General features: G+C 54.7%; 22 protein-coding genes. 12 read left to right on the forward strand and 10 right to left on the reverse strand.

Annotation, left to right across the window (positions count from 1 at the left end):
• Positions 1-149: 149 nt before the first annotated feature.
• Positions 150-899, reverse strand: a complete 750-nt coding sequence (locus tag AC1RSM_RS04400; protein WP_492929838.1) for a TetR/AcrR family transcriptional regulator — start codon at positions 897-899, stop codon at positions 150-152.
• Positions 900-1,249: 350 nt separating this feature from the next.
• Here AC1RSM_RS04400 and AC1RSM_RS04405 point away from each other — a divergent pair, with 350 nt between their 5' ends.
• On the forward strand, positions 1,250-2,560 hold the full coding sequence (locus AC1RSM_RS04405; RefSeq protein ID WP_492929840.1) for an NAD(P)/FAD-dependent oxidoreductase: 1,311 nt from the start codon (positions 1,250-1,252) through the stop codon (positions 2,558-2,560).
• A 32-nt stretch (positions 2,561-2,592) separates the two neighbouring features.
• Here the strand turns inward: AC1RSM_RS04405 and smpB are convergent, their stop codons facing one another.
• Entirely contained in the window at positions 2,593-3,057 is a 465-nt protein-coding gene (smpB, locus tag AC1RSM_RS04410) for an SsrA-binding protein SmpB (RefSeq protein WP_492929842.1), read from the reverse strand.
• 59 nt (positions 3,058-3,116) lie between these two features.
• On the opposite strand from smpB, the gene AC1RSM_RS04415 reads away from it, so the two are divergent.
• From AC1RSM_RS04415 to mmsB, 5 genes are all read left to right on the forward strand, one after another.
• Positions 3,117-3,551, forward strand: coding sequence for a type II toxin-antitoxin system RatA family toxin (locus tag AC1RSM_RS04415; RefSeq protein WP_207874872.1), 435 nt, complete (start codon positions 3,117-3,119; stop codon positions 3,549-3,551).
• Complete coding sequence (locus AC1RSM_RS04420) at positions 3,544-3,897, forward strand: RnfH family protein (RefSeq protein ID WP_492929845.1); 354 nt, start codon at positions 3,544-3,546, stop codon at positions 3,895-3,897. Before AC1RSM_RS04415 ends, AC1RSM_RS04420 begins: the two co-directional genes overlap by 8 nt.
• Positions 3,898-4,047: 150 nt before the next feature.
• Positions 4,048-5,196 carry an acyl-CoA dehydrogenase family protein gene (locus tag AC1RSM_RS04425; protein WP_492929847.1) on the forward strand — a complete coding sequence of 383 codons (1,149 nt, stop codon included), beginning with the start codon at positions 4,048-4,050 and terminating at the stop codon, positions 5,194-5,196.
• Positions 5,193-6,320 (forward strand): enoyl-CoA hydratase/isomerase family protein, encoded by a 1,128-nt coding sequence (locus AC1RSM_RS04430; RefSeq protein WP_492929849.1) that lies wholly within the window; start codon positions 5,193-5,195, stop codon positions 6,318-6,320. The genes AC1RSM_RS04425 and AC1RSM_RS04430 overlap by 4 nt, the downstream gene beginning before the upstream one ends.
• A 58-nt stretch (positions 6,321-6,378) precedes the next feature.
• Positions 6,379-7,275 carry a 3-hydroxyisobutyrate dehydrogenase gene (gene mmsB, locus AC1RSM_RS04435; RefSeq protein WP_492929851.1) on the forward strand — a complete coding sequence of 299 codons (897 nt, stop codon included), beginning with the start codon at positions 6,379-6,381 and terminating at the stop codon, positions 7,273-7,275.
• On the opposite strand, the gene ygfZ is transcribed toward mmsB, so the two are convergent.
• Positions 7,250-8,176, reverse strand: coding sequence for a CAF17-like 4Fe-4S cluster assembly/insertion protein YgfZ (ygfZ, locus tag AC1RSM_RS04440; protein WP_492929853.1), 927 nt, complete (start codon positions 8,174-8,176; stop codon positions 7,250-7,252). The two genes, mmsB and ygfZ, sit on opposite strands and share 26 nt — an antisense overlap.
• A 194-nt stretch (positions 8,177-8,370) precedes the next feature.
• On the opposite strand from ygfZ, the gene mltG reads away from it, so the two are divergent.
• Positions 8,371-9,378, forward strand: coding sequence for an endolytic transglycosylase MltG (mltG, locus tag AC1RSM_RS04445; protein ID WP_492929855.1), 1,008 nt, complete (start codon positions 8,371-8,373; stop codon positions 9,376-9,378).
• A gap of 85 nt (positions 9,379-9,463) precedes the next feature.
• Here mltG and AC1RSM_RS04450 read toward each other — a convergent pair whose 3' ends face one another.
• A complete protein-coding gene (locus AC1RSM_RS04450; protein ID WP_492929857.1) occupies positions 9,464-10,273 on the reverse strand; it encodes a deoxynucleotide monophosphate kinase family protein in 810 nt (269 codons plus the stop codon).
• A gap of 136 nt (positions 10,274-10,409) precedes the next feature.
• On the opposite strand from AC1RSM_RS04450, the gene holB reads away from it, so the two are divergent.
• The 3 genes from holB to AC1RSM_RS04465 all read left to right on the forward strand — a co-directional run bounded on the left by holB (position 10,410) and on the right by AC1RSM_RS04465 (position 13,484).
• Entirely contained in the window at positions 10,410-11,459 is a 1,050-nt protein-coding gene (holB, locus tag AC1RSM_RS04455; protein ID WP_492929859.1) for a DNA polymerase III subunit delta', read from the forward strand.
• A gap of 17 nt (positions 11,460-11,476) precedes the next feature.
• Positions 11,477-12,247 (forward strand): TatD family hydrolase, encoded by a 771-nt coding sequence (locus AC1RSM_RS04460; protein WP_492929861.1) that lies wholly within the window; start codon positions 11,477-11,479, stop codon positions 12,245-12,247.
• Positions 12,248-12,596: 349 nt separating this feature from the next.
• Complete coding sequence (locus AC1RSM_RS04465; protein ID WP_492929863.1) at positions 12,597-13,484, forward strand: ankyrin repeat domain-containing protein; 888 nt, start codon at positions 12,597-12,599, stop codon at positions 13,482-13,484.
• Positions 13,485-13,543: 59 nt separating this feature from the next.
• Here AC1RSM_RS04465 and AC1RSM_RS04470 read toward each other — a convergent pair whose 3' ends face one another.
• From AC1RSM_RS04470 to AC1RSM_RS04480, 3 genes are all read right to left on the reverse strand, one after another.
• Entirely contained in the window at positions 13,544-14,374 is an 831-nt protein-coding gene (locus AC1RSM_RS04470; protein ID WP_492929864.1) for a DUF2789 family protein, read from the reverse strand.
• A 62-nt stretch (positions 14,375-14,436) separates the two neighbouring features.
• Positions 14,437-15,231, reverse strand: a complete 795-nt coding sequence (locus AC1RSM_RS04475) for an RsiV family protein (RefSeq protein WP_492929866.1) — start codon at positions 15,229-15,231, stop codon at positions 14,437-14,439.
• Positions 15,232-15,243: 12 nt separating this feature from the next.
• Entirely contained in the window at positions 15,244-15,942 is a 699-nt protein-coding gene (locus AC1RSM_RS04480; protein ID WP_492929868.1) for a glutathione binding-like protein, read from the reverse strand.
• Positions 15,943-16,064: 122 nt separating this feature from the next.
• Here AC1RSM_RS04480 and arsC point away from each other — a divergent pair, with 122 nt between their 5' ends.
• Positions 16,065-16,409, forward strand: coding sequence for an arsenate reductase (glutaredoxin) (gene arsC / locus AC1RSM_RS04485; protein WP_492929870.1), 345 nt, complete (start codon positions 16,065-16,067; stop codon positions 16,407-16,409).
• 33 nt (positions 16,410-16,442) lie between these two features.
• Here the strand turns inward: arsC and AC1RSM_RS04490 are convergent, their stop codons facing one another.
• The 3 genes from AC1RSM_RS04490 to AC1RSM_RS04500 are packed head-to-tail and all read right to left on the reverse strand — an operon-like array spanning position 16,443 to position 18,200.
• Entirely contained in the window at positions 16,443-17,015 is a 573-nt protein-coding gene (locus AC1RSM_RS04490; RefSeq protein ID WP_492929872.1) for a YceI family protein, read from the reverse strand.
• A 55-nt stretch (positions 17,016-17,070) separates the two neighbouring features.
• Entirely contained in the window at positions 17,071-17,634 is a 564-nt protein-coding gene (locus tag AC1RSM_RS04495) for a YceI family protein (RefSeq protein ID WP_492929874.1), read from the reverse strand.
• Positions 17,634-18,200, reverse strand: coding sequence for a cytochrome b (locus tag AC1RSM_RS04500; RefSeq protein ID WP_492929876.1), 567 nt, complete (start codon positions 18,198-18,200; stop codon positions 17,634-17,636). Before AC1RSM_RS04500 ends, AC1RSM_RS04495 begins: the two co-directional genes overlap by 1 nt.
• Positions 18,201-18,414: 214 nt before the next feature.
• Here AC1RSM_RS04500 and AC1RSM_RS04505 point away from each other — a divergent pair, with 214 nt between their 5' ends.
• On the forward strand, positions 18,415-18,999 hold the full coding sequence (locus AC1RSM_RS04505) for a hypothetical protein (RefSeq protein ID WP_492929878.1): 585 nt from the start codon (positions 18,415-18,417) through the stop codon (positions 18,997-18,999).
• The last annotated feature ends 29 nt before the right edge of the window (positions 19,000-19,028 follow it).

Raw genomic sequence — 19,028 nt, forward strand, 5'->3', positions numbered from 1 at the left:
AGGTCGTCATGCGGCAAAGGGGAGTTCGTATTGCCAAGGCCGCCCTGAGCGGGCGGAGGCATATTCGTTAGACGCTAGATTGCAGCTTGTGTGGCTGGCTATCGCTTTAGTTGCCGTGCAGGGCTGGGATAGGGCCCGAAAAGCGTCTCTTAGTCTTGCAGGGGTTCGGGCGAGTTTTGGTACACATGCAGGAACATATTCAAAATATGCTCGGTTTCATTCTGAACCCGCTCTTCGTTCCACGGCTCCATGGCACCCATCATCAGTACGATGATTTCGCCTTCACTCAGGCATCGCAGGTGATCAACCATGTGCTGCGGGCACAGCTTGCGCAGATTTCCGCGTTCAATATGACGGGTAAAGAAGCGGTGTACGCCGTCCCAAATCTGATCATCCAACATATCCATAAAGCGCTTGCCGATATCGCTGTGACCACCGACAGAGATCACAATGCGCAGCAACTGGGCAGTTTGCTTGGAGTAGAGCTTGCGTAGCATGGGCAGCAAAAAGCGTTGCAGCTCGTCGCGTATATCGCCTTCAGCATCCAGCTTGGTCAGCACTTGCTCGGTAAATTCCTGCGCGCCATTAAATAAGACGGCTAGCAGCAGATCTTCTTTAGACGGGAAGTAATTGTAGAGAGTGCCTTTGGAGCCGCCTGCCAATGCAGCAATCTGGGACATGGATGTCGCCTCAAAACCGTTCTCGCGGAAAACCTCGGAAGCCACTTCCAGGATTTTGTCGCGGCGTTCGCGCCCTTTTCGTGTGGCGCGTTGAGATTTTCGGGGAACATCGTCGTGCATAATGGCAGGCAAAAAGTAGGTGAATAGAACAAAGTCAGCATCATACCGTATCAATGGCTGATGTGCTGCCGTGTTATTTCGATCGTTAAGGGAAGGCAAGACCAACCCCTTAATTTTACGCCATGTGCTTCAACTGCAAGCATTTGTTTGCTTTAGCCTTTGATTTAGGTCCTGTTAAGGCACAAAGGAGTCTGCTTGAGCAGGCCCAAAAATAGCTGGTGAAGCGCAAAAACCAGCTCTTGCGCCAGGCGATGGGGATGTTCTGAGAGCAGGCCAGGATTCGTGCCTACATTTAAGGCCTTCATGTTTGGCGAAAGCTTGCTGCTCTACAGGGCAGCGCCTTCAGAGCAGGCCGTAGAAGAACGCTATAGTCCTTATCTGTTTTGATTTAAAGTATAAGGTGGCGGTTCTGATACTCTCTTTGCTGGACAAGGCCCAAGGAGTTTTGGATGTCTACTACGCAGTCGTATCAAGTGGTGATTGTTGGGGGCGGGGCAGGTGGCCTGGAGCTGGCTGCCAAGCTGGGGCGTCAATTTGGACGCAAGCATATTTTTTTGGTCGATAAAGACAGCGACCATATCTGGAAGCCGTCTTTGCACGAGGTGGCCGCTGGAACCTTGGATATCCACCGCGAAGGGCTGTCCTATTTCATGCTGGCCCGCGACTGTGGCTTTACCTTCATTCAGGGCGAGATGACCAGCATTGATCGTGAGCAGCGTTTCATTACGCTCGCCCCCGTGCTGGGGCCGGATCACGAAGAAGTCTTTCCCGAACGTAGCTTGTCCTATGGCACGCTGGTGATGGCGGTCGGCAGTAAATCTAACTTCTTCAATACACCGGGTACTCAGGAATACGCCTTGGCCCTGGACTCGACGTATCAGGCCGAACGTTTCCGGCTCAAACTGCTTAATGAATTGATCAGTGTCACCCGCCGTGCCCAGCGTGAGCCGGGCGCACCGTTGTATATCAATATTGTCGGGGGCGGAGCTACCGGAGTGGAACTGGCTGCCGAACTATTGGAAGCGCGTGCGGACCTGAGCATTTACAGCATTCCGGGTAGCAGTTCCGACCGGGAAGTGCGTATCACCTTGCTGGAAGGCGCGGATCGGATTTTGTCCGCCTTGCCGCCCAAGTTGTCTGCGACGGCTCAAAGTCTTCTGGAGCAGCGAGGCGTCGCAGTGCGCACCTCGGTGCGGGTCAGCCGTTTGGCGGCGGACCATATCGAGGACGTCAGCGGAGGGCAGTACCCCAGCGATCTGTGTGTCTGGGCGGCTGGTATTGAGGCGCCTGCGTTTTTGGCGAAGCTGGGTTTGCCCGTCAACCGTATCAATCAGTTGGTGCTGGATGCCTGTCTGGCGACACCGGACCCTTATATCTGGGCCTTGGGCGATTGTGCGCAAGTTCCCTGGAGCAAAGAGGGCGAGTTTCTGCCCGCGCGTGCCCAGGTCGCGCACCAGCAGGCTAATTACCTGCGTAAACGGCTGGCCGCTCGTATCCAGGGCAAGCCGGTGGACGAAGCTCCCTTCGTCTACAAGGACTATGGCTCGTTGGTTTCCGTGGGCCACAGCCGTGGCGTAGGCAGCCTGATGGGCGTGCTGTCGGGCAAGAGCTGGTTTGTGGAAGGCTTGCTGGCTCGCATTATGTATATGAGCCTGCACTTGATGCACCACATGGCCATTCTAGGGGCCGCGCGCACGGCAACCTTGGCTTTGGGCCGTTTGCTCAGCAAACGGGCCGCCCCTCGTGTTAAATTACATTGAGATGTGGAACAAAACGGGCTTTTTAGCCCGTTTTATTCATTGACCTTGCGGCGGGTGTCGTGTTTCATCAAGCGCTCTTGCTCACGCTTCCAGTCCTTATCGCGGGAAACATCACGTTTATCGTGTAGTTTTTTACCGCGGCCCAGACCGAAGTCCAGCTTGATACGACCTTTCTTGTAATGGAGGTTCAGAGGAACCAAGGCGTAGCCACGTTGTTCAACCTTGCCGATCAGCTTGCTGATCTCTTCAGCTTTGAGCAGCAGTTTACGCGTGCGGGTGGCATCGGGCCGGATATGGGTAGAGGCGGTCGGCAAAGCGCTGACGTGCATCCCTATAATAAACAGCTCGCCGTCGCGCACGATGACAAAGCTTTCTTTGAGCTGAACATGCCCAGCTCGGATCGCCTTGACCTCCCAGCCCTCCAGGACCAGACCGGCCTCAAAGCGCTCTTCGATAAAGTATTCGTGGGTAGCCTTGCGATTATCAACAATACTCATGAATTAATTGCCAACCATAGATTGTAAAATCAGAACATTCTATCTATTAACCAGACCTGATGCATACAGTAAAACGTTCCGTCCTTCTTCCGTATAGCTGCGAACAGATGTTTGATCTGGTTGCAGAGGTGGAAAAATACCCCGAATTCATGCCGTGGTGTGGGGGTGCCACTGTCAACCAGCGCGATGAAAAGGGGATGGAAGCCTCCGTCACCATCAGCATTGCGGGTATACGCCAGACCTTCACCACGCGCAACGAACACGATTACCCCAATCGCATCATTCTACGCCTGGTCAAAGGGCCTTTTTCGGCTTTGACGGGCGATTGGCAATTTACCCCCTTGGGGGAAGACGGCTGCAAAATCGTCTTCACCATGGAATACGAGTTCTCCAGTCGCGCACTGGAGATGGTGGTGGGACCGATTTTCAATCGGGTTGCCAACAGCTTTATCGACTCCTTCACGCGCCGTGCTCAAGAGGTCTACGGTGACTGAGTTATCCGTCACTGTCCTGCTGGCCACTCAGGCACAGGTCTGGAAAGCCTCTTTGCGCCTGCCAGCGGGCAGCCGTGTACGTGATGCCTTGCAGCAAGCCGGTATAGAGCAGGGCTTGCACGAATGCGGCCTGCCTCCGCTAGACCCGGCCCAGGGACTGGAAGCTTTGCAGGTGGGTATTTATGGTCAGCGCTGCCAGCTGGACCAGCTCTTGCAGGATCAGGACCGGGTAGAGATCTACCGCGAACTGGTTTTTGACCCTATGGATTCGCGCCGTCGTCGCTACGCGCACAAGCTGGCTGCTCGCGCTGCAGCCAGACCCCGCCGCAAACCAGCCCGCGCCTAGCCCTTTGTCGGTCTGATCATCAGGCCGCGACTTTCAGCTAGACTGTCGCCTCTCACCTTGCTGTACTCCCTATGGAAGGGCTGATTGTCATCAGCACGACAACTAAAGGGGGCAGCACGCATTATGGTGAATAAAAACAAGGAGACAGACATGATACTGACTGACGACCAGAACGCGTTTGCGCAAGCGGCTCGCGAATTTGCAGAAGGGGAATTGGCCCCGCACGCGGCGCGTTGGGATGAGGAACATATCTTCCCGACAGATGCGTTCCGCAAGGCCGGAGAACTGGGTTTTTGCGGGCTATACGCTCCTGAGTCCATCGGCGGTTTAGGCCTGGGCCGTTTGGAGTCCAGCCTGGTATTTGAGGAAATGGCGGCAGTTGACCCGTCCACCACGGCTTTTCTGACCATCCACAATATGGTCACTTGGATGGTGGGGACCTGGGGCACGGATGAGGTCAAATCCCAATGGGGCGAATTGCTGAGCAGCGGTCAGAAGTTAGGCTCGTATTGCCTGACCGAGCCCGGAGCCGGTTCTGACGCTGCCTCCCTGCGTACCCGCGCCGAGCGCGATGGTGACGATTTCCTGATCAGCGGCAGCAAAGCCTTTATCTCAGGTGCCGGTGATACCGATCTTCTCGTGGTAATGGCCCGTACGGGTGGCGATGGTCCCAAAGGTATTTCCGCCTTTGCTGTCCCTGCCGACGCCGCTGGTATCACTTATGGCCGTAAAGAACTAAAGATGGGCTGGAACAGCCAGTCCACGCGTGGCATCACCTTTGAGCGTGTGCGTGTTCCCAAGTCCGCCATGTTGGGTGCGGAAGGCGAAGGATTCAAATTAGCCATGAAAGGTCTGGATGGCGGGCGTATCAATATTGCTTGCTGTTCGGTCGGCGCCGCCCAGGGTGCTTACGATGCTGCGCGCCTCTATATGCAGGACCGCCGCCAGTTCGGCAAGAGCCTGGATCAGTTTCAGGCTCTGCAATTCAAATTAGCCGATATCTTGACCAGCGTGGTCGCCGCCCGCCAAATGGTGCGTTTGGCAGCCTCCCACCTGGATGCCGGCAGCAACCAAGCCAGTACCTACTGCGCCATGGCCAAACGATTGGCTACAGACCTGGGTTTTCAGGCTTGCGTAGATGCACAACAGCTCTTTGGCGGTTATGGTTACCTGAAGGATTATCCTGTCGAGCGTCTTGTCCGCGATACGCGGGTGCACCAGATACTGGAAGGCACCAACGAGATCATGCGTGTCATCATTGCTCGACAAATCATTGATCTTGGAGCTGATATTCGATGACGGATTCTGTTTTGTTTGATCGCCTGCCTGCTCAGAACGGGAAGGCGATTGGTGTAGCCACCTTGAACCGCCCGCAAGCACTGAACGGGCTTAATCTGGAAATGTGTCAGTTGCTGCTCAAGCAGTTTCAGCAATGGGCGCAAGATCCTGATATTGCCATGGTGGTGTTGCACGGTGCCGGTGATAAGGCCTTGTGTGCGGGGGGCGATCTACATTCCTTGTATGCCTCCATGCTGGAAAACAAAGAAGGCTCGGCCTGGGGGAATGAATACGCCCGCGAATTTTTCGACGTGGAATACCGCCTGGACTACTTGATCCATACCTTCCCTAAGCCGGTGTTGTGCTGGGGCGATGGCATTGTGATGGGCGGGGGCGTGGGTTTGTTTAACGGGGCCAGCCACCGGGTCGTTACCGATACCACGCGCTTTGCCATGCCAGAAATTTCCATTGGCCTGTTCCCCGATGTGGGCGGCACCTGGATGCTTTCCCATCTACCTGCAGGTATTGGCCATTTCCTGGCGCTGAGCGGTGCGCAAATCAATGCGTCGGACTGCTTGTTCCTGGGTCTGGCAGACGCCTATCTGCCCCGTGCGCAGTTTGACGCCTTGTTGCAGGGCCTGCAGGCGACAGACTGGCCTGAACAGCGTGCGGGACGTGACAGCCGCTTGCATCAGGTGTTGCGAACGCTAGCAGAGGGCGCAAGCCCCCCTGTGGGACCCTTGGAGCAGAATTACGGCATGTTGCGCGATGTGTGCGCCAGCCGTGAGTTCGAACGCATTTGCCAGGCTTTGCAGCAGTGGCAAGACAGTACCGACCCGTGGCTGGCACGTGCGGCGCAAACCTTTGCAAAAGGTGCCCCGGGATCGGCTCGCTTGTCTTTTGAGCTACTGGAGCGTGTTCATCACCTGTCTTTGGCTGATGTATTCCGCCTGGAATACATTGTGTCCTTGCAATGTGGTGTTCAAGGCGACTTCCAGGAAGGCATACGTGCACTCTTGATTGATAAAGACAAGCAGCCGCGCTGGAATCCGGCATCGCTGGAACACGCTGATGTGGCCTGGGTGGAACGCTTCTTTGTTCCTGCCTGGCCTGCAGAGACGACTCATCCCTTGGCTGACCTGTAAGACAGGCAGACCGCTGCGGCGCCAGAAGGCGCCGTTTTCATAATGACGAGGAGACAAAATGAGTAACACGATTGCATTTATCGGGCTGGGTCATATGGGCAAGCCTATGGCATTGAATCTGCTCAAGGCAGGCCATAGTCTGAAGGTGTTTGATTTGAATGCAGACGCCATGAAAGAGCTTCAGGAAGCGGGCGCTCAAGTGGGCGAGTCCGCGGTTCACATTGCCAATGATGCCCAACTGGTCTTTACCATGCTGCCCGCCGGCCGCCATGTCCGTCAGGTTTACGAAGGCGAGAACGGCCTGCTGCAAGCCGTTGCACCCGGCACAGTGCTGGTGGACTGCAGCACGATTGATGCGCAAACCAGCCAGGATCTGGCGGCACAAGCGGCCAAGCGGAATTTGATCATGCTTGATGCTCCGGTGTCCGGAGGGACAGGGGGAGCGATTGCAGGCACGTTGACCTTCATGGTGGGGGGCGAGGATGAGGCGTTGGAAAAAGCGCGCCCCTATCTGGAGGCTATGGGCAAGAATATTTTCCACGCCGGTCAAGCGGGTGCCGGACAGGTCGCCAAGATTTGCAACAATATGCTCTTGGGCATTTTGATGGCAGGAACTGCCGAAGCCTTGGCTTTGGGTGTGGCACATGGCTTGGACCCGGCCGTGCTTTCCACCATCATGGCACGTAGCTCGGGGCGCAACTGGGCCACCGAGTTGTACAACCCGTGGCCGGGGGTGATGCCCGACGTACCCGCTTCGCGTGATTATCAGGGTGGATTTGCTACCGGCTTGATGTTGAAAGATTTAGGCTTGGCCGCCGATGCAGCGGTGAGCCAAAGTAGTGCGACGCCTTTAGGCGAACTGGCGCGTAACCTGTTCGCTTTGCACGCCGCACAAGGTCAGAATGCCTCGCTGGATTTCTCCAGCATTCTTAATTTGTACCGTCCGAAGAGCTAAGCTCAGGCAAGGCGTAGGGCAGGGGCTGAATCTCCAGCGTCTGCCCTTGTTCCAGCTGAAATTGGCCTTGTTCCAGATCGGCTAGAACGACTTCCATCAAGACATACAGGCACTGCTGCTCGGCCAGCCAAGCCTGATTGATGATACGAGCGGCAGCAATGCGCTCTGCATTGGCATCTGTTTTGGATTTCAGGAACACATCCGCCGCTTCTTGAGTCTGGGGAGCGGTATCCAAGCTGGCTGTACGAGCTGCCATCATGCGGCGCTTGATCGTGCCCCGGTAATGGCTGCGAGCCACCACTTCCTGGCCCGGATAGCAGCCTTTCTGAAAATTAATGCCGCCGATCAGATCCAGGTTCAGCGTCTGAGGGATAAACAGATCCTGTGTGGCGGCGCCAATCCAAGGAAGACCTGCCAGAATATCGGCACTTTCCCAGCGTCCTTCGGAAGCCTGTGCGTGGGTGTTCGGCTGGGCAGTGACACGCCAGTGTCGGCTTAAGCCCTGTAATTCACCCGGTGCCTGGATCAAGGTATCCGCGCCGTCGCGTTGTAGCTCCCAGACGGGCTTGGCTGGGGACGCCTCGCCCACGCCATACACATGCAGGTCAGTCACGCTAATGATGACTTTGCTGCGCAGCACGAACATACGCAGTCGCTTGATCAGGGCCTCGCTTAGATCACGGCGCACCAGTGCGAAGACGGTGTCGTCTGCTTCGCGCCAAAGCACCATGGTCGCCAGGCTTCGACCCTTGGCCGTGCAATAGGCTGCAATACAAGCACGGTCGGCTGCCAAGTGCTCCAGATCATTGCTGACCTGAGCGTGCAAGAAAGAAACGGCGTCAGCTCCTTGAAACTGGAGGACACACAAATCGGGCAGGATGAAAGATACAGGTGCGGACATTCCGGTCATGGCTGAACGAAAATAAAATTTAAACGTCAATGATACCGTGTGTGTGACACATTCAAGGCCCATATCCCCGCTGGGATCAGGGCATGAGGCCTGACTTGGCCATCACCTCAGCACCGCAGCGCGGTGATCAACTGTGACACATATTCAAGAATAAGCCGCCTCATTCTGTTTACAATACGCCTCGCATGAAAAAAACTGTAAAGATTCTCTCTGCCCTGTTGGGCCTTTTGCTGGTCGCGGCCTGTTTGGCGGCGGGCGGTGCCTGGTATTGGGCTAAAAAGCAGCCCGTGGTCATGAATGCTGACCGTATCGATTATGTGGTGCCAGCTGGTTCGGGCCCACGCGCGATTGCTCGCAGTATGCAGCAGGCGGGGATCGATATTCAGGAAGATGCGTTCGTCTGGATGGCCCGTTTTTCGGGCTTGGATACGTCCTTGCAAGCGGGGGCGTATGAAGCGGTGCGCGGCGATACCCCTTGGGTGGTGATGGAACGTATGTCCAGCGGCAATATGCTGCAAACGCGACTGACCATCCCGGAAGGGTGGACCTACCAACGCATTCGTGACACGTTGGCCAGCAATCCCCAGGTGCGGCAGACCTTGAATGAGCTTAGCGATGCAGATTTGTTGCAGCGCCTGGGCGTAGACTCGGTGCACCCCGAAGGGCTGTTCTACCCGGATACCTATGTGTTTGTACCTGGAACAGCTGATATCGACATCTTGCGTCGCGGTTTTCAGGCGCAGCAAGAGTTGCTGGAGCAGCTATGGGCTGACAGGGACGCAGACTTGCCCCTGAAAACGCCTTACGAAGCCTTGATCATGGCCTCGATTGTGGAGCGCGAAACCGGTCATAGTCAGGACAGGGCGCGTGTTGCCGGGGTGTTTATGAATCGTTTGCGGGTAGGTATGCCCTTGCAAACCGACCCTACGGTGATTTACGGCATGGGCTCCGCCTACGATGGCCGCATCCGCAAGCGGGATCTGACCACAGATACCCCCTGGAATACCTATACACGGGCAGGCTTGCCCCCCACGCCGATTGCCAGTCCTGGTAAGGCGTCTTTGCTGGCCTCCCTGCACCCGGAAAAGCACAATTTTTACTACTTTGTGTCGCGTGGTGATGGAACCAGTGAATTCTCCGCCAATCTTGCCGCTCATAATCGAGCCGTCGCAAAATATATTCTGAAGCGTTAAAACTAACACGCCCCTTACGTAGGGGCCTGTTAGTTTTCAAGCGATACAGAGACAGCAGTTCCAGGAATAAGGCGCTGCGGCAGATTTATTCGCCCAGCTGATGCCTGTGTTTGAACCCGGACCATAAATCAGTCACTTGAGCAGCCAACTCTGGCAGGCCTGCATTATTCAGAATCAACTGATCCTGCGCAACGCGTTTGATGCCCCATTCAGAGGAGTGCTGGCTGATGACCGGATTGCCGGGACGCTCGATATGCCAGATCTCGCCACCATTTTGTCGGATGAAATCGGCTTCGTTTTCATAACGGATGTCTTTGATCAGCAGGCAGCGAGCCTGGCTCATATCAGGTAGCTGGTGGCTGGGCGGGCTCAAAGGCAGGGCCTGGCGGCGTTGTTCGTAGTCTGGGTAAGTGGCCAGAACTTGCTGGCGCAAGTGCTCGGCTGCCTGGCGGGGGCTCAACCCCCAAAAAGCATCTATGTGATCGGCTTGGGGATCATCGAGGCGGGTGGGTGCCATACCGTAAATCGCTGCCAGAGCCAAAGACCACACGGAGTGGTCCTGTGTTTTACCCAATAAGGTGGCGCCAGGGCCGAATTCCAGTACATGCTGGGCGCGACGTAGCCAGTGGTCGGGGTCACGCTGCCGCATCCAGTCCGTACCTACCAATTGAAAGCATTGGCGAGGCGAACGTTGCCAGAGCGGGATCGGAACTTCTTTCAAGCTGTCATCGGTCCAGGCTTGGGCTGGACTGAGCCCAAACAGCACTTCACACCCCATTTTCACGGGGTCAGCCAGTGCATAAGCCGCCAGCAGGGGGTTGTGTGCCAGCAAGAGACTGGCGACGGTGTCTTTGCCTGAGCGCGCTTTGGCGGCCAGCCCGATAAGTAAACTCACTTCATCATCCTAAGTGGTGGAGCAGGCATTTTACCGGTTCATATTACAATGTGCGCTGAGCTGTTCAAGGCGGTGCGAGTCTCTGGCTGCACTCACCTGAATCAGACCTTGTGATGTACAACGTTGAGGCAATACGGTGTCTGATAGTTTGACTTTTCTTCCCTGGCAAATCGAGACTGCCCAAGCATGGCTGGGAAATAAGGATCGTTTTGCCCATGCCTGGCTGATCCATGGTTTGCCTGGCATCGGCAAGACGCAGTTTGCTCGTGCGGCCGCAGCCAGTTTGCTGTGTGACCAGCCTATTGATGGCTTGGCTTGTGGCCAATGCCAGGCCTGTCAGTGGGTGCGGGGGGGGAATCACCCGGACTTGCGCTTGTTGCGACCGGATGCCGTGGCCTTGGAAGAGCAAGGGCCTGATACGCAGGACGGGGATTTGGCCAAAGATGCGGCTGCTCGTAAAAACCCCTCGCGGGAAATCCGTGTGGAGCAATTGCGCCAGTTGCAGCATTGGTTCAATACGGGAACTCATAGAGGCGGCTGGCGGGTCGCTGTTTTGTATCCGGCACAAGCTTTGAATCTGGTTTCCGCAAATGCCTTGCTGAAAGTGTTGGAAGAGCCGGCGGATCGCACCGTGTTCTTGCTGGTGGCCGATGCGCCGGACCGTCTCTTGCCCACGCTGGTTTCGCGTTGCCGACGCCTGCCTTTGCCTGCTCCCAATGCCCAGCAATCTACCCAATGGCTGCAAGAACAGGGCTTGGATCAGGCTTCGGATTGGTTGGCCGCTTGGGGTGGGGCACCGTTAAAAGCTTTAAGTGCCAGCCAGCAGATGGGCGCACCGTGCCCGGAGTGGCTAAGCGCCTGGATGGATGGTGTGCTGCGTGCTGGGCGGGAAGCGGACCTATCCTTGGCGGATACCCTGGAGAAGTTGCCCGTGCAGGAGTGGGTTGACTATTGGCAGCGTCTTTTCGTGGACATTCAGTTAGGCGGCTTTGGCCAGACAGCGCGTTACTATCCGTCCTTGCAAAGTCGTATTGATGCCCTGGCCGCTCAGTCTAATCCGGCAGCTGTCACCGAGGCACTGAAGTGGTTGGTACAGCAAAAGTCGCTGGGTAACCATCCGCTCAATGCTAAATTATTTATTCATCATGCACTGGATCGCTTGCACCAGGCATGTCGTCGTGTTTAAAAAAGTACCGTCTAATCATGTTTGTTGACTCGCATTGCCATCTTAATTTCCCCGATCTGGCTAAAAATCTGGACGATATCCTGAACAAGATGCGCCAGAACCAAGTGGGCTGTGCGCTGGTGGTCAGCGTGGATATGGACGACTGGCCCGGTTTGATGGACCTGGTGCGTCCTCATGCGCATTTGTTTGCGTCGGTGGGGGTGCATCCCGACTACGAGAAAGTGACCGAACCCAGCGTGCAGGAACTGCTGGAGCATGCGCGAGACCCTAAAGTGGTAGCGATAGGTGAAACCGGTCTGGACTACTATCGCTTGCAAGAACCCTTGGACTGGCAGCGTGAGCGTTTTCGAACCCACATTCGTGCCAGCCGAGAATCAGGTTTGCCCTTGATTATTCATACCCGCTCGGCCAGCGAAGACACTATTGCCATCATGCGTGAAGAGCAAGCCCAGGTTGCCGGGGGCGTTATGCATTGCTTTACCGAAACCTGGGAAGTTGCGCAGGCGGCGATGGAGTTGAACTTCTATATTTCGTTCTCGGGGATAGTGACGTTCAAGAGTGCGGTCCAGCTGCAAGAGGTGGCTCAGCGCGTTCCTTTGGACAGACTGTTGATCGAGACAGATTCGCCCTTTTTGGCGCCCGTTCCTTACCGAGGCAAGACAAACAACCCGTCTTTGGTCATTCATGTGGCCGAGAAGATTGCAGAGCTGCGTGGAATCTCTGTGAAAGAAGTGGAAGAGGCAAGTACAGAGAATTTCTTCAAATTATTCAATAAGGTACGACTTTAAGTTCATCTTATTTATAGCTTCTGCGCAGCATAATTAGTGCGATTTCTGCGACTTTGTTGCTAAGTACGGACTAGCCCTTAATCTTAAAGTTGTTTGTTGGAAGTCACAGTTAAGTCGATGTTTTTAAATAGTATTTTGGTTTTTTAATGCTATTTTCATGATCATTTGATATCTGCTTAGTACTATTCTTTTTGGTGATTGTTGTTATAAAACAGTTGCTTAGAGCTTGATGTTAAATAAATTTCTAGGTGTTTTGGGTGTGTATCTGTCTTTTTAGGACCTGTTAAAGCTAGCCTGTTCAGGGCTATTTTCAACGTGATAAAACGCTTGATAAAAAGGATGCAAGTTTATGAATAGTAAGAAAAAAATAGTTGGTTCGATCATCCTTTCTATGGTGTTCCCTCTTGCTGCCTGGGCGGCAGATCCCGTTTCGGCTCAGGGACCTGCGCTGGAAAGCCGTAATTGGTATTTAGCTCTGGAAAATGACAGGCCCAATATCATCGAGCAGGAGTTCATACGCGGGGCCAATCCCAATGCAGTGGACTCCCAGGGCAATCCTTCCCTGATGCTGGCCATGCGTAGCCAATCCTGGAAAGTGGTAGATGCCTTGTTGGCTAACCGCCGTACCGATGTGAATATTGAAAATCAGTCCCGTGAAACCCCCATGATGTATCTAGCCCTGATGGGGGAGACAGATCGCTTGCGTGCTTTGCAGGCCCGCGGTGGGCAGGTGAATCGGGTAGGCTGGTCGCCATTGCATTACGCCGCTTCTAAAGGGCACGAGGACACGGTGCGTTATTTGCTGTCACAAAAAGCCATTGTGAATGCCCCCTCGCCGGACGGCACTAGCCCCTTGATGATGGCGGCACTCTCTGGCAAACGTGCCGTGGTCGATTTGTTATTGGCCGCGGGGGCGGACCCCAAAATGCAAAATGCCCAAGGTTTGAGCCCAGCCGATTGGGCCCGCTCGGCTAATCACGAGCAACTGGCTAGCTATCTGGATCAGGCAGTCGCGCGCAAGGCGGGCTCTGTGAATACTGCTGGAAGCAATACTCAAAACTCCGTCCAAACCTATGGTGTGTCTGAACGGCCTGAACCAGTGGATTTGAATCGGGTGCAGACGGTAACGGTAGAGCCTGCGCCAGCACCAGCGGTGGAAAGCACTGAACCTGCTGCCTCCAGCAGTAGCAGCCGCTATTTCGATCTGGATCGCTTTGACAAGCCTGTACAGCCTTAAGCAGGCCAGAAGAAAAGGAGCCTTAAAGGCTCCTTTTTTATGATTGCGGCAACTAGGATTTAGTTTGCTTTCGCCTGAGCCACATGGCTGGCATGCACAAAGCTTTGAAACCCTTGCAGATAGGCGCTCAGCAGTTTCTGGATAGTCTCATCTTGCAGCTTGCCCTGGGCATCAAAAGAGTTTTGTGCCCGGGAAACCAGCAAAGAGCCCCCGGTATAGAGCGACATACCCAACATCTTCAAGGTAGGCAGCCAGGCGGCTTGCGAGCAAATAGTCCCAAAACCACCCATGGAAGCCCCGATCATGCCGGTAAGGCGTCCGGAGAAAATCGCTTCTTTGTCAGTGCGGGACAGCCAGTCAATGCCGTTTTTGAATACGCCGGGTACACCATTGTTGTACTCAGGGGTTACCAGCAGCAGGGCATCGGCATTCAGAATCTGTTCCTTCAGGTCCAACACCGCCTGAGGAATCCCTTCTTCGCTTTCCAGGTCACCGTCGTACAGGGGGATGCCGTGCAGGGTAGCGACCTCAATGACCATCCCCTCGGGCGCCAAAGTTTGTGCGGCGTGAGCCAGAGCGGTATTGAAAGAGCTGCTGCGCAGACTGCCCGACAAGGCCAACACGCGACATGCGGACAGATTCACCACACCGGATGCCTGTCTTAAGGCTTCGCTTAGCTGGTCAATGACCTGAATCCATTCAGGGGAGTCTTGCAATCGTTTTTCCCGAATGAACTCGGCTTGAGAGGCGTCCCAGAAGGGGGCGTCAGCCAGCAAGACATCATTGGGTAAAGGGCGGTGTTTTTCCAGGAAACTGGCAATCGCCTCTGGCGAGTTAGGCAGGCCCAACTGGGCAAACAGGTCATGGAAGCGAAACAAGTTATCGGACATGGTGGTATCAAAGCCTGTAGGAAAAATAAGAGGGAGTTGAGCTAGGCGTGTGATCGAACGACTTAATTCGCTGGCAGATACTCATTGCGCAAAATACCCTGTAGCTGCGTATAGGGCAGGAGCAACTCGGGTTGGCCGAACGAGTAAGGGGCGACTTCGTAGGGGTTGTACTTGATCAGCAAGCCTTGATCCGTCAGCGCGATATTTTCAGCGGGCTGGAACGGCCACATGCGATCCCAAGCAGCACGGTCTTCACGTGCTTCGCTCAAACTGGACACCCAGGTGTTGTGCGCCTGACGGACTAGGTCCTGGAAAGGTTTGATCTTGCCAGGGGCAATAATCCGGTCCAGGGGCAGGGCGGTCTTTAGGCGGTTGTCCCAGTTAATGAATTGCGTCGCCGTAATACCATGCGCCGCACCGGTCATATAGATGCCGGAGCTCAGCTCAAGCACGGTCAGATCGCGGTTGCGGTAGCGGGCACGCGCAGACAGTTGAACCTCATCCCGATTATTGGCTGTCGCCCAGTAGTAGTTCTCGAATTCCTTCAAGCCGCGATAGCCGGGGTGGCGTTCCGAAATGATGGTCATATTGGCCAGACCTTCGTCCACCAGCTTGGTCAGCTCGGCGTTGCCGGGGAAGATCAGGGATTGGACCTCCAGACGGGGGCATTCGCCCGTACAACCGGGTTTGACATGTTTGTAGTTAAGAGGCTGGGTAAAGACACCGTCTTTTTCGGTCTGGTCTTGGGTCTGGGTGGGAATTAGGGAAATGTTGGAGCTAGGCGTGCTGGAGCAGGCGGACAAAGCCAAGGCTGTCAGGCTCAGGAGCAATAACTGATAGGGGCGCTGTAAAGTCATGGAGTCGTAGTCCTATCGGATAGTTTTGGAATCTTGCCCAAAGAGAATCTGACGAGCCTTGTCGTCATGAGCGGGGGATCCGGGATTGATTTGTTCTACCAAGGCATAAGCGCGTTGGGTGGCTGGGCGTTCGGCAATACTTTGGTACCAGCGCTTCAAATGCGGGAAGTCGTCCAGGTTCTGTTGCTGGCGTTGATGCGACACGATCCAGGGGTAACTGGCCATGTCGGCAACAGAGTAGTCGCCGGCGATAAAGTCGCGCTGCTCCAGGTGCTTGTTCAGCACGCCGTAGAGGCGGCCTGTCTCGCGCACGTAGCGGTCGATGGCATAGTCAATCTTGACGGGGGCGTAGACAGAAAAGTGATGATTTTGACCGGCCATAGGGCCTAGTCCGCCCATTTGCCAGTACAGCCATTGCAAGGTCTCGGTACGGATGCGCAGATCTGCAGACAGGAACTGGCCAGTCTTTTCAGCCAGATACTGCAAGATGGCTCCGGATTCAAACAGGGCGATAGGCTCACCGCCATCTTGCGGGGCCTGATCAACAATGGCGGGAATGCGGTTATTGGGGGCGATACGCAGAAATTCAGGTTTGAATTGATCGCCCTGGCCGATATTGATGGGATGAATGGAGTAGGGCAGACCGGACTCTTCCAGGAACATGGTGATTTTATGTCCGTTGGGAGTGGTCCAGTAATACAGGTCGATCATGCGTTCTCCTTGCTAAGTGAAGACTCTGGCCTGTCCGTGGCGAGATACCAAGATGACGTATCCAGCAGCGCTGGGCTACTATTGTTCGCCTGAATACGGTTTATAGGAAGTCAAAGACTGTTATGAGCAAAATCTATCATAATCCGCGCTGCAGCACTTCGCGCAACGCCTTGGCCATGATGCAGGAAAAGGGCTTGGAGCCCGAGATCATTGAGTATCTGAAAACGCCTTTGTCTCGTCGTGAATTGAAGGCCTTGATTGCGGCAACGGGTTTGACAGTACGCCAGGCCATGCGCAGCAAAGAGGCTATTTACAGCGAACTGAATCTGGGCAACCCCGATCTGAGCGACGAGGATCTGCTGGCGGCGATTGAAGCCCATCCTATTTTGCTGAACCGTCCCATTGTGGTGACAGAAAAAGGGACGCGTCTGGCGCGTCCCCTGGAAGTCGTTCAGGAAATTCTTTGACCAGAACTGCCTGAGCGAATCGCGCAGCAGCTTTTACTGGGCGATGGCTTCCAATGCAATCGTAATGGTGACTTCGTCGCCCACGTAAGGCACGTTAGCGCCCATGTCAAAGTCGCTGCGCTTGATCTGAATCTTGCCGTCCGCGCCCAGGGCTGGCTTGTTCATCATGGGGTGCTTAGGCATGGTCAAGAAAGATTCGATCGTCATGGTCACTGGCTTGGTGATGCCCTTGATGGTCAGCTCGCCTTTGGCCGAGACTGGTTTGTCACCATCAAACTGAATGTCTTTGGACACAAAGCTGGCTTCAGGGAATTTTTCTGTATTGAAGTGATCCTTGCCCTGGATATGTTCGTTGAACAGGGGAAAGCCGGTGCTGACCGAACGGGTATCGACTTTCATGTCGATGCTGCCGGTTTTGGCTTCCTGGTCCAGGGTGACGGTACCTTGGGCCTTGTCAAAACGTTGGCTTTGCGTGCTCAAGCCCAGGTGCTTGTAGCTAAAGTGAACGAAGGTGTGGCTGGGTTCAACCTGATAGGTGACTGGAGCCGCCTGGGCAGCAAAAGCAAACAAAAAACTGGCGGACAGGGCAATCACTGGCTTGATCATGAGGGGGTAATCCTTGTTATGCGGGGAGGAAAGAGGGGCGCGCTGAGGCAGTTGCTTATTTCGCATCAATCTTGAAGTTGACGGTGATCTCGTTGGCCACGATGTCATAGCTGGACCAAGAGCCTTCACCAATCGCAAAGTCGCCACGTTTAATTTCGAAAGCACCGGAGAAGGTGGCCTTATCGCCTTCAGGGGCCATCTTGGCCATTACGGTGACAGGCTGCTCACGGCCTTTGATTTGCAAGACACCTTGCACTTCATATTGCTGAGCATCGATAGCGCGAAAACTCTGGGAGCTGAAAACAGCTTGGGGATGCGCGTCAATATCGAACCAGCGCTCATCCTGTAATTCGTCGTCGGCTTCATCCGAGCCGGTATCGACGCTATCCAAGGCTACTTTCAAGACCACCTTGGATTTGTCCAGGGCGTCGGGATCAAAATTTAACTCGCCTTCAAATTTGCGGAACTGACCATCCAGCTTGACGCCCATTTGGGAATACTGAAAGCCGATCTCGCTATTTTGAGCGTCCAGCGCCTGGTAGCTTTTGGCATGGGCCGACAGGGACGTGGCCATACCCAGCGTACCGATCACAAGGGACAGCAAGACAGATTTGCTCATTATTTGGTCTTTCCTAAAGAAAAAGTGATGCGGCTTAGCAGGCCGTCACGGTCAATAAACTGATGCTTGAGGGCCGCCAAAATGTGCAGGCTGACCATCGCGATCAGGATGTAGTTCAAGGTAATGTGAACTTGGACCAGTAATTCGCCTAAAGGTTTGTTCTTGGCGACCAGATCAGGCAGAGGCAGGACGCCGAACCACACTGTCTGAAAGCCTTTGGCCGAACTCATCAACCAGCCCGTCAGGGGGATGGCGGCCATCAAGAGGTACAGGGCGGCATGACCGCCGTGGGCCAGAGCGCGCGTAAATGGAGTCATGCTCGATGGCAGTGAGGGGGGGCGATTGAATAAACGCCAGCTCAGCCGCAAGATCAGCAAGAACAATAAGGAAATGCCTATCCACTTGTGCCAGGAGTAAACCTGCAGCTTCAAGGGAGACAAGGGAAGCGTTTTCATCGTGTAGCCCACGATAACTAATCCAATCAGGGCTAATGCCATCAGCCAGTGCAAGCTGCGTGCTACCCGTGTGTAGCGTTCACGGGTCACTGGAAGGGGGGAGGTGCTCATTGATAATGCCTTTCATTTACGAAGCCAAGGCACTTTAACCTGTTTGTAAGCATCCTAAAAGCCCCGATTTTGAAACGCTGTGATGCAAAAATGAAGGGTAATCAAGGCAAAGATCTGCCTGCTGACCGTTTTATTGCTGTTTTCACGTGGGGGCTTTTAGCAGCGGGTGGGGGCGGGCTACACTCGGTCTTTGGCTGTTTGGAAGGAAGTCCGTATGTGGAAAACCGTGTTGGCCGTCGCGATGGCGGGTTTGCTGGCAGCGTGCCAGGGGTCTAAACAGGCCGATGAGAACAATTTCAGCACGGCTATTCAGTCCTATCTGGATACGCGCGATGGTTTGTGTGTGGGCATACCGGGCCGGGTCTATCCGTATCAGGCCGAGCACGACTCGGCCTTGATAGTTCAGGACAGGGCGCGTCTCGCTGCTTTGGCAAAGACAGGCCTACTGCGCAATGTGGGTTCTGCCGACGCGCCACGTTATGAGCTCGAATCCAGTGCTCAGCCTTATCTACGCCGGGGGAGCTCAGAGCAGAGCAAAGGTGAGCATGACGCTTTTTGTACCGGACGCCTTGTTCTAGATCGAGTTGTATCGTTTACGGAGCCGGCCAGCTCAGGTGGTTTTACTCTCAGCCAAGTCAACTATGTTTATCACTTGGCGGATGCAGCCGCTTGGATCAAAGACCGGGCAGTGCTGGATAGCTATGAGGATCTAGAAGCCTTGATTGTTCCTGAAGTACAAGGTCAAGCCCGGATGATTTTGACTAACAAAGGCTGGATTCACCAGAATTTGTACAGATAGCTTTTGGCGGCCGTGGGTCTCACAGCTTA

This window comes from Alcaligenes sp. GW821-FHT11D07 (genome assembly GCF_058808495.1).

Coding starts and splice junctions, on each gene's coding strand:
- AC1RSM_RS04405 (WP_492929840.1), top strand. CDS start 1,250: ATGTCTACTACGCAGTCGTATCAAGTGGTGATTGTTGGGGGCGGGGCA.
- smpB (WP_492929842.1), bottom strand. CDS start 3,057: ATGAGTATTGTTGATAATCGCAAGGCTACCCACGAATACTTTATCGAA.
- AC1RSM_RS04415 (WP_207874872.1), top strand. CDS start 3,117: ATGCATACAGTAAAACGTTCCGTCCTTCTTCCGTATAGCTGCGAACAG.
- AC1RSM_RS04425 (WP_492929847.1), top strand. CDS start 4,048: ATGATACTGACTGACGACCAGAACGCGTTTGCGCAAGCGGCTCGCGAA.
- AC1RSM_RS04430 (WP_492929849.1), top strand. CDS start 5,193: ATGACGGATTCTGTTTTGTTTGATCGCCTGCCTGCTCAGAACGGGAAG.
- mmsB (WP_492929851.1), top strand. CDS start 6,379: ATGAGTAACACGATTGCATTTATCGGGCTGGGTCATATGGGCAAGCCT.
- ygfZ (WP_492929853.1), bottom strand. CDS start 8,176: ATGTCCGCACCTGTATCTTTCATCCTGCCCGATTTGTGTGTCCTCCAG.
- mltG (WP_492929855.1), top strand. CDS start 8,371: ATGAAAAAAACTGTAAAGATTCTCTCTGCCCTGTTGGGCCTTTTGCTG.
- AC1RSM_RS04460 (WP_492929861.1), top strand. CDS start 11,477: ATGTTTGTTGACTCGCATTGCCATCTTAATTTCCCCGATCTGGCTAAA.
- AC1RSM_RS04465 (WP_492929863.1), top strand. CDS start 12,597: ATGAATAGTAAGAAAAAAATAGTTGGTTCGATCATCCTTTCTATGGTG.
- AC1RSM_RS04470 (WP_492929864.1), bottom strand. CDS start 14,374: ATGTCCGATAACTTGTTTCGCTTCCATGACCTGTTTGCCCAGTTGGGC.
- AC1RSM_RS04475 (WP_492929866.1), bottom strand. CDS start 15,231: ATGACTTTACAGCGCCCCTATCAGTTATTGCTCCTGAGCCTGACAGCC.
- AC1RSM_RS04480 (WP_492929868.1), bottom strand. CDS start 15,942: ATGATCGACCTGTATTACTGGACCACTCCCAACGGACATAAAATCACC.
- arsC (WP_492929870.1), top strand. CDS start 16,065: ATGAGCAAAATCTATCATAATCCGCGCTGCAGCACTTCGCGCAACGCC.
- AC1RSM_RS04490 (WP_492929872.1), bottom strand. CDS start 17,015: ATGATCAAGCCAGTGATTGCCCTGTCCGCCAGTTTTTTGTTTGCTTTT.
- AC1RSM_RS04495 (WP_492929874.1), bottom strand. CDS start 17,634: ATGAGCAAATCTGTCTTGCTGTCCCTTGTGATCGGTACGCTGGGTATG.
- AC1RSM_RS04500 (WP_492929876.1), bottom strand. CDS start 18,200: ATGAGCACCTCCCCCCTTCCAGTGACCCGTGAACGCTACACACGGGTA.
- AC1RSM_RS04505 (WP_492929878.1), top strand. CDS start 18,415: ATGTGGAAAACCGTGTTGGCCGTCGCGATGGCGGGTTTGCTGGCAGCG.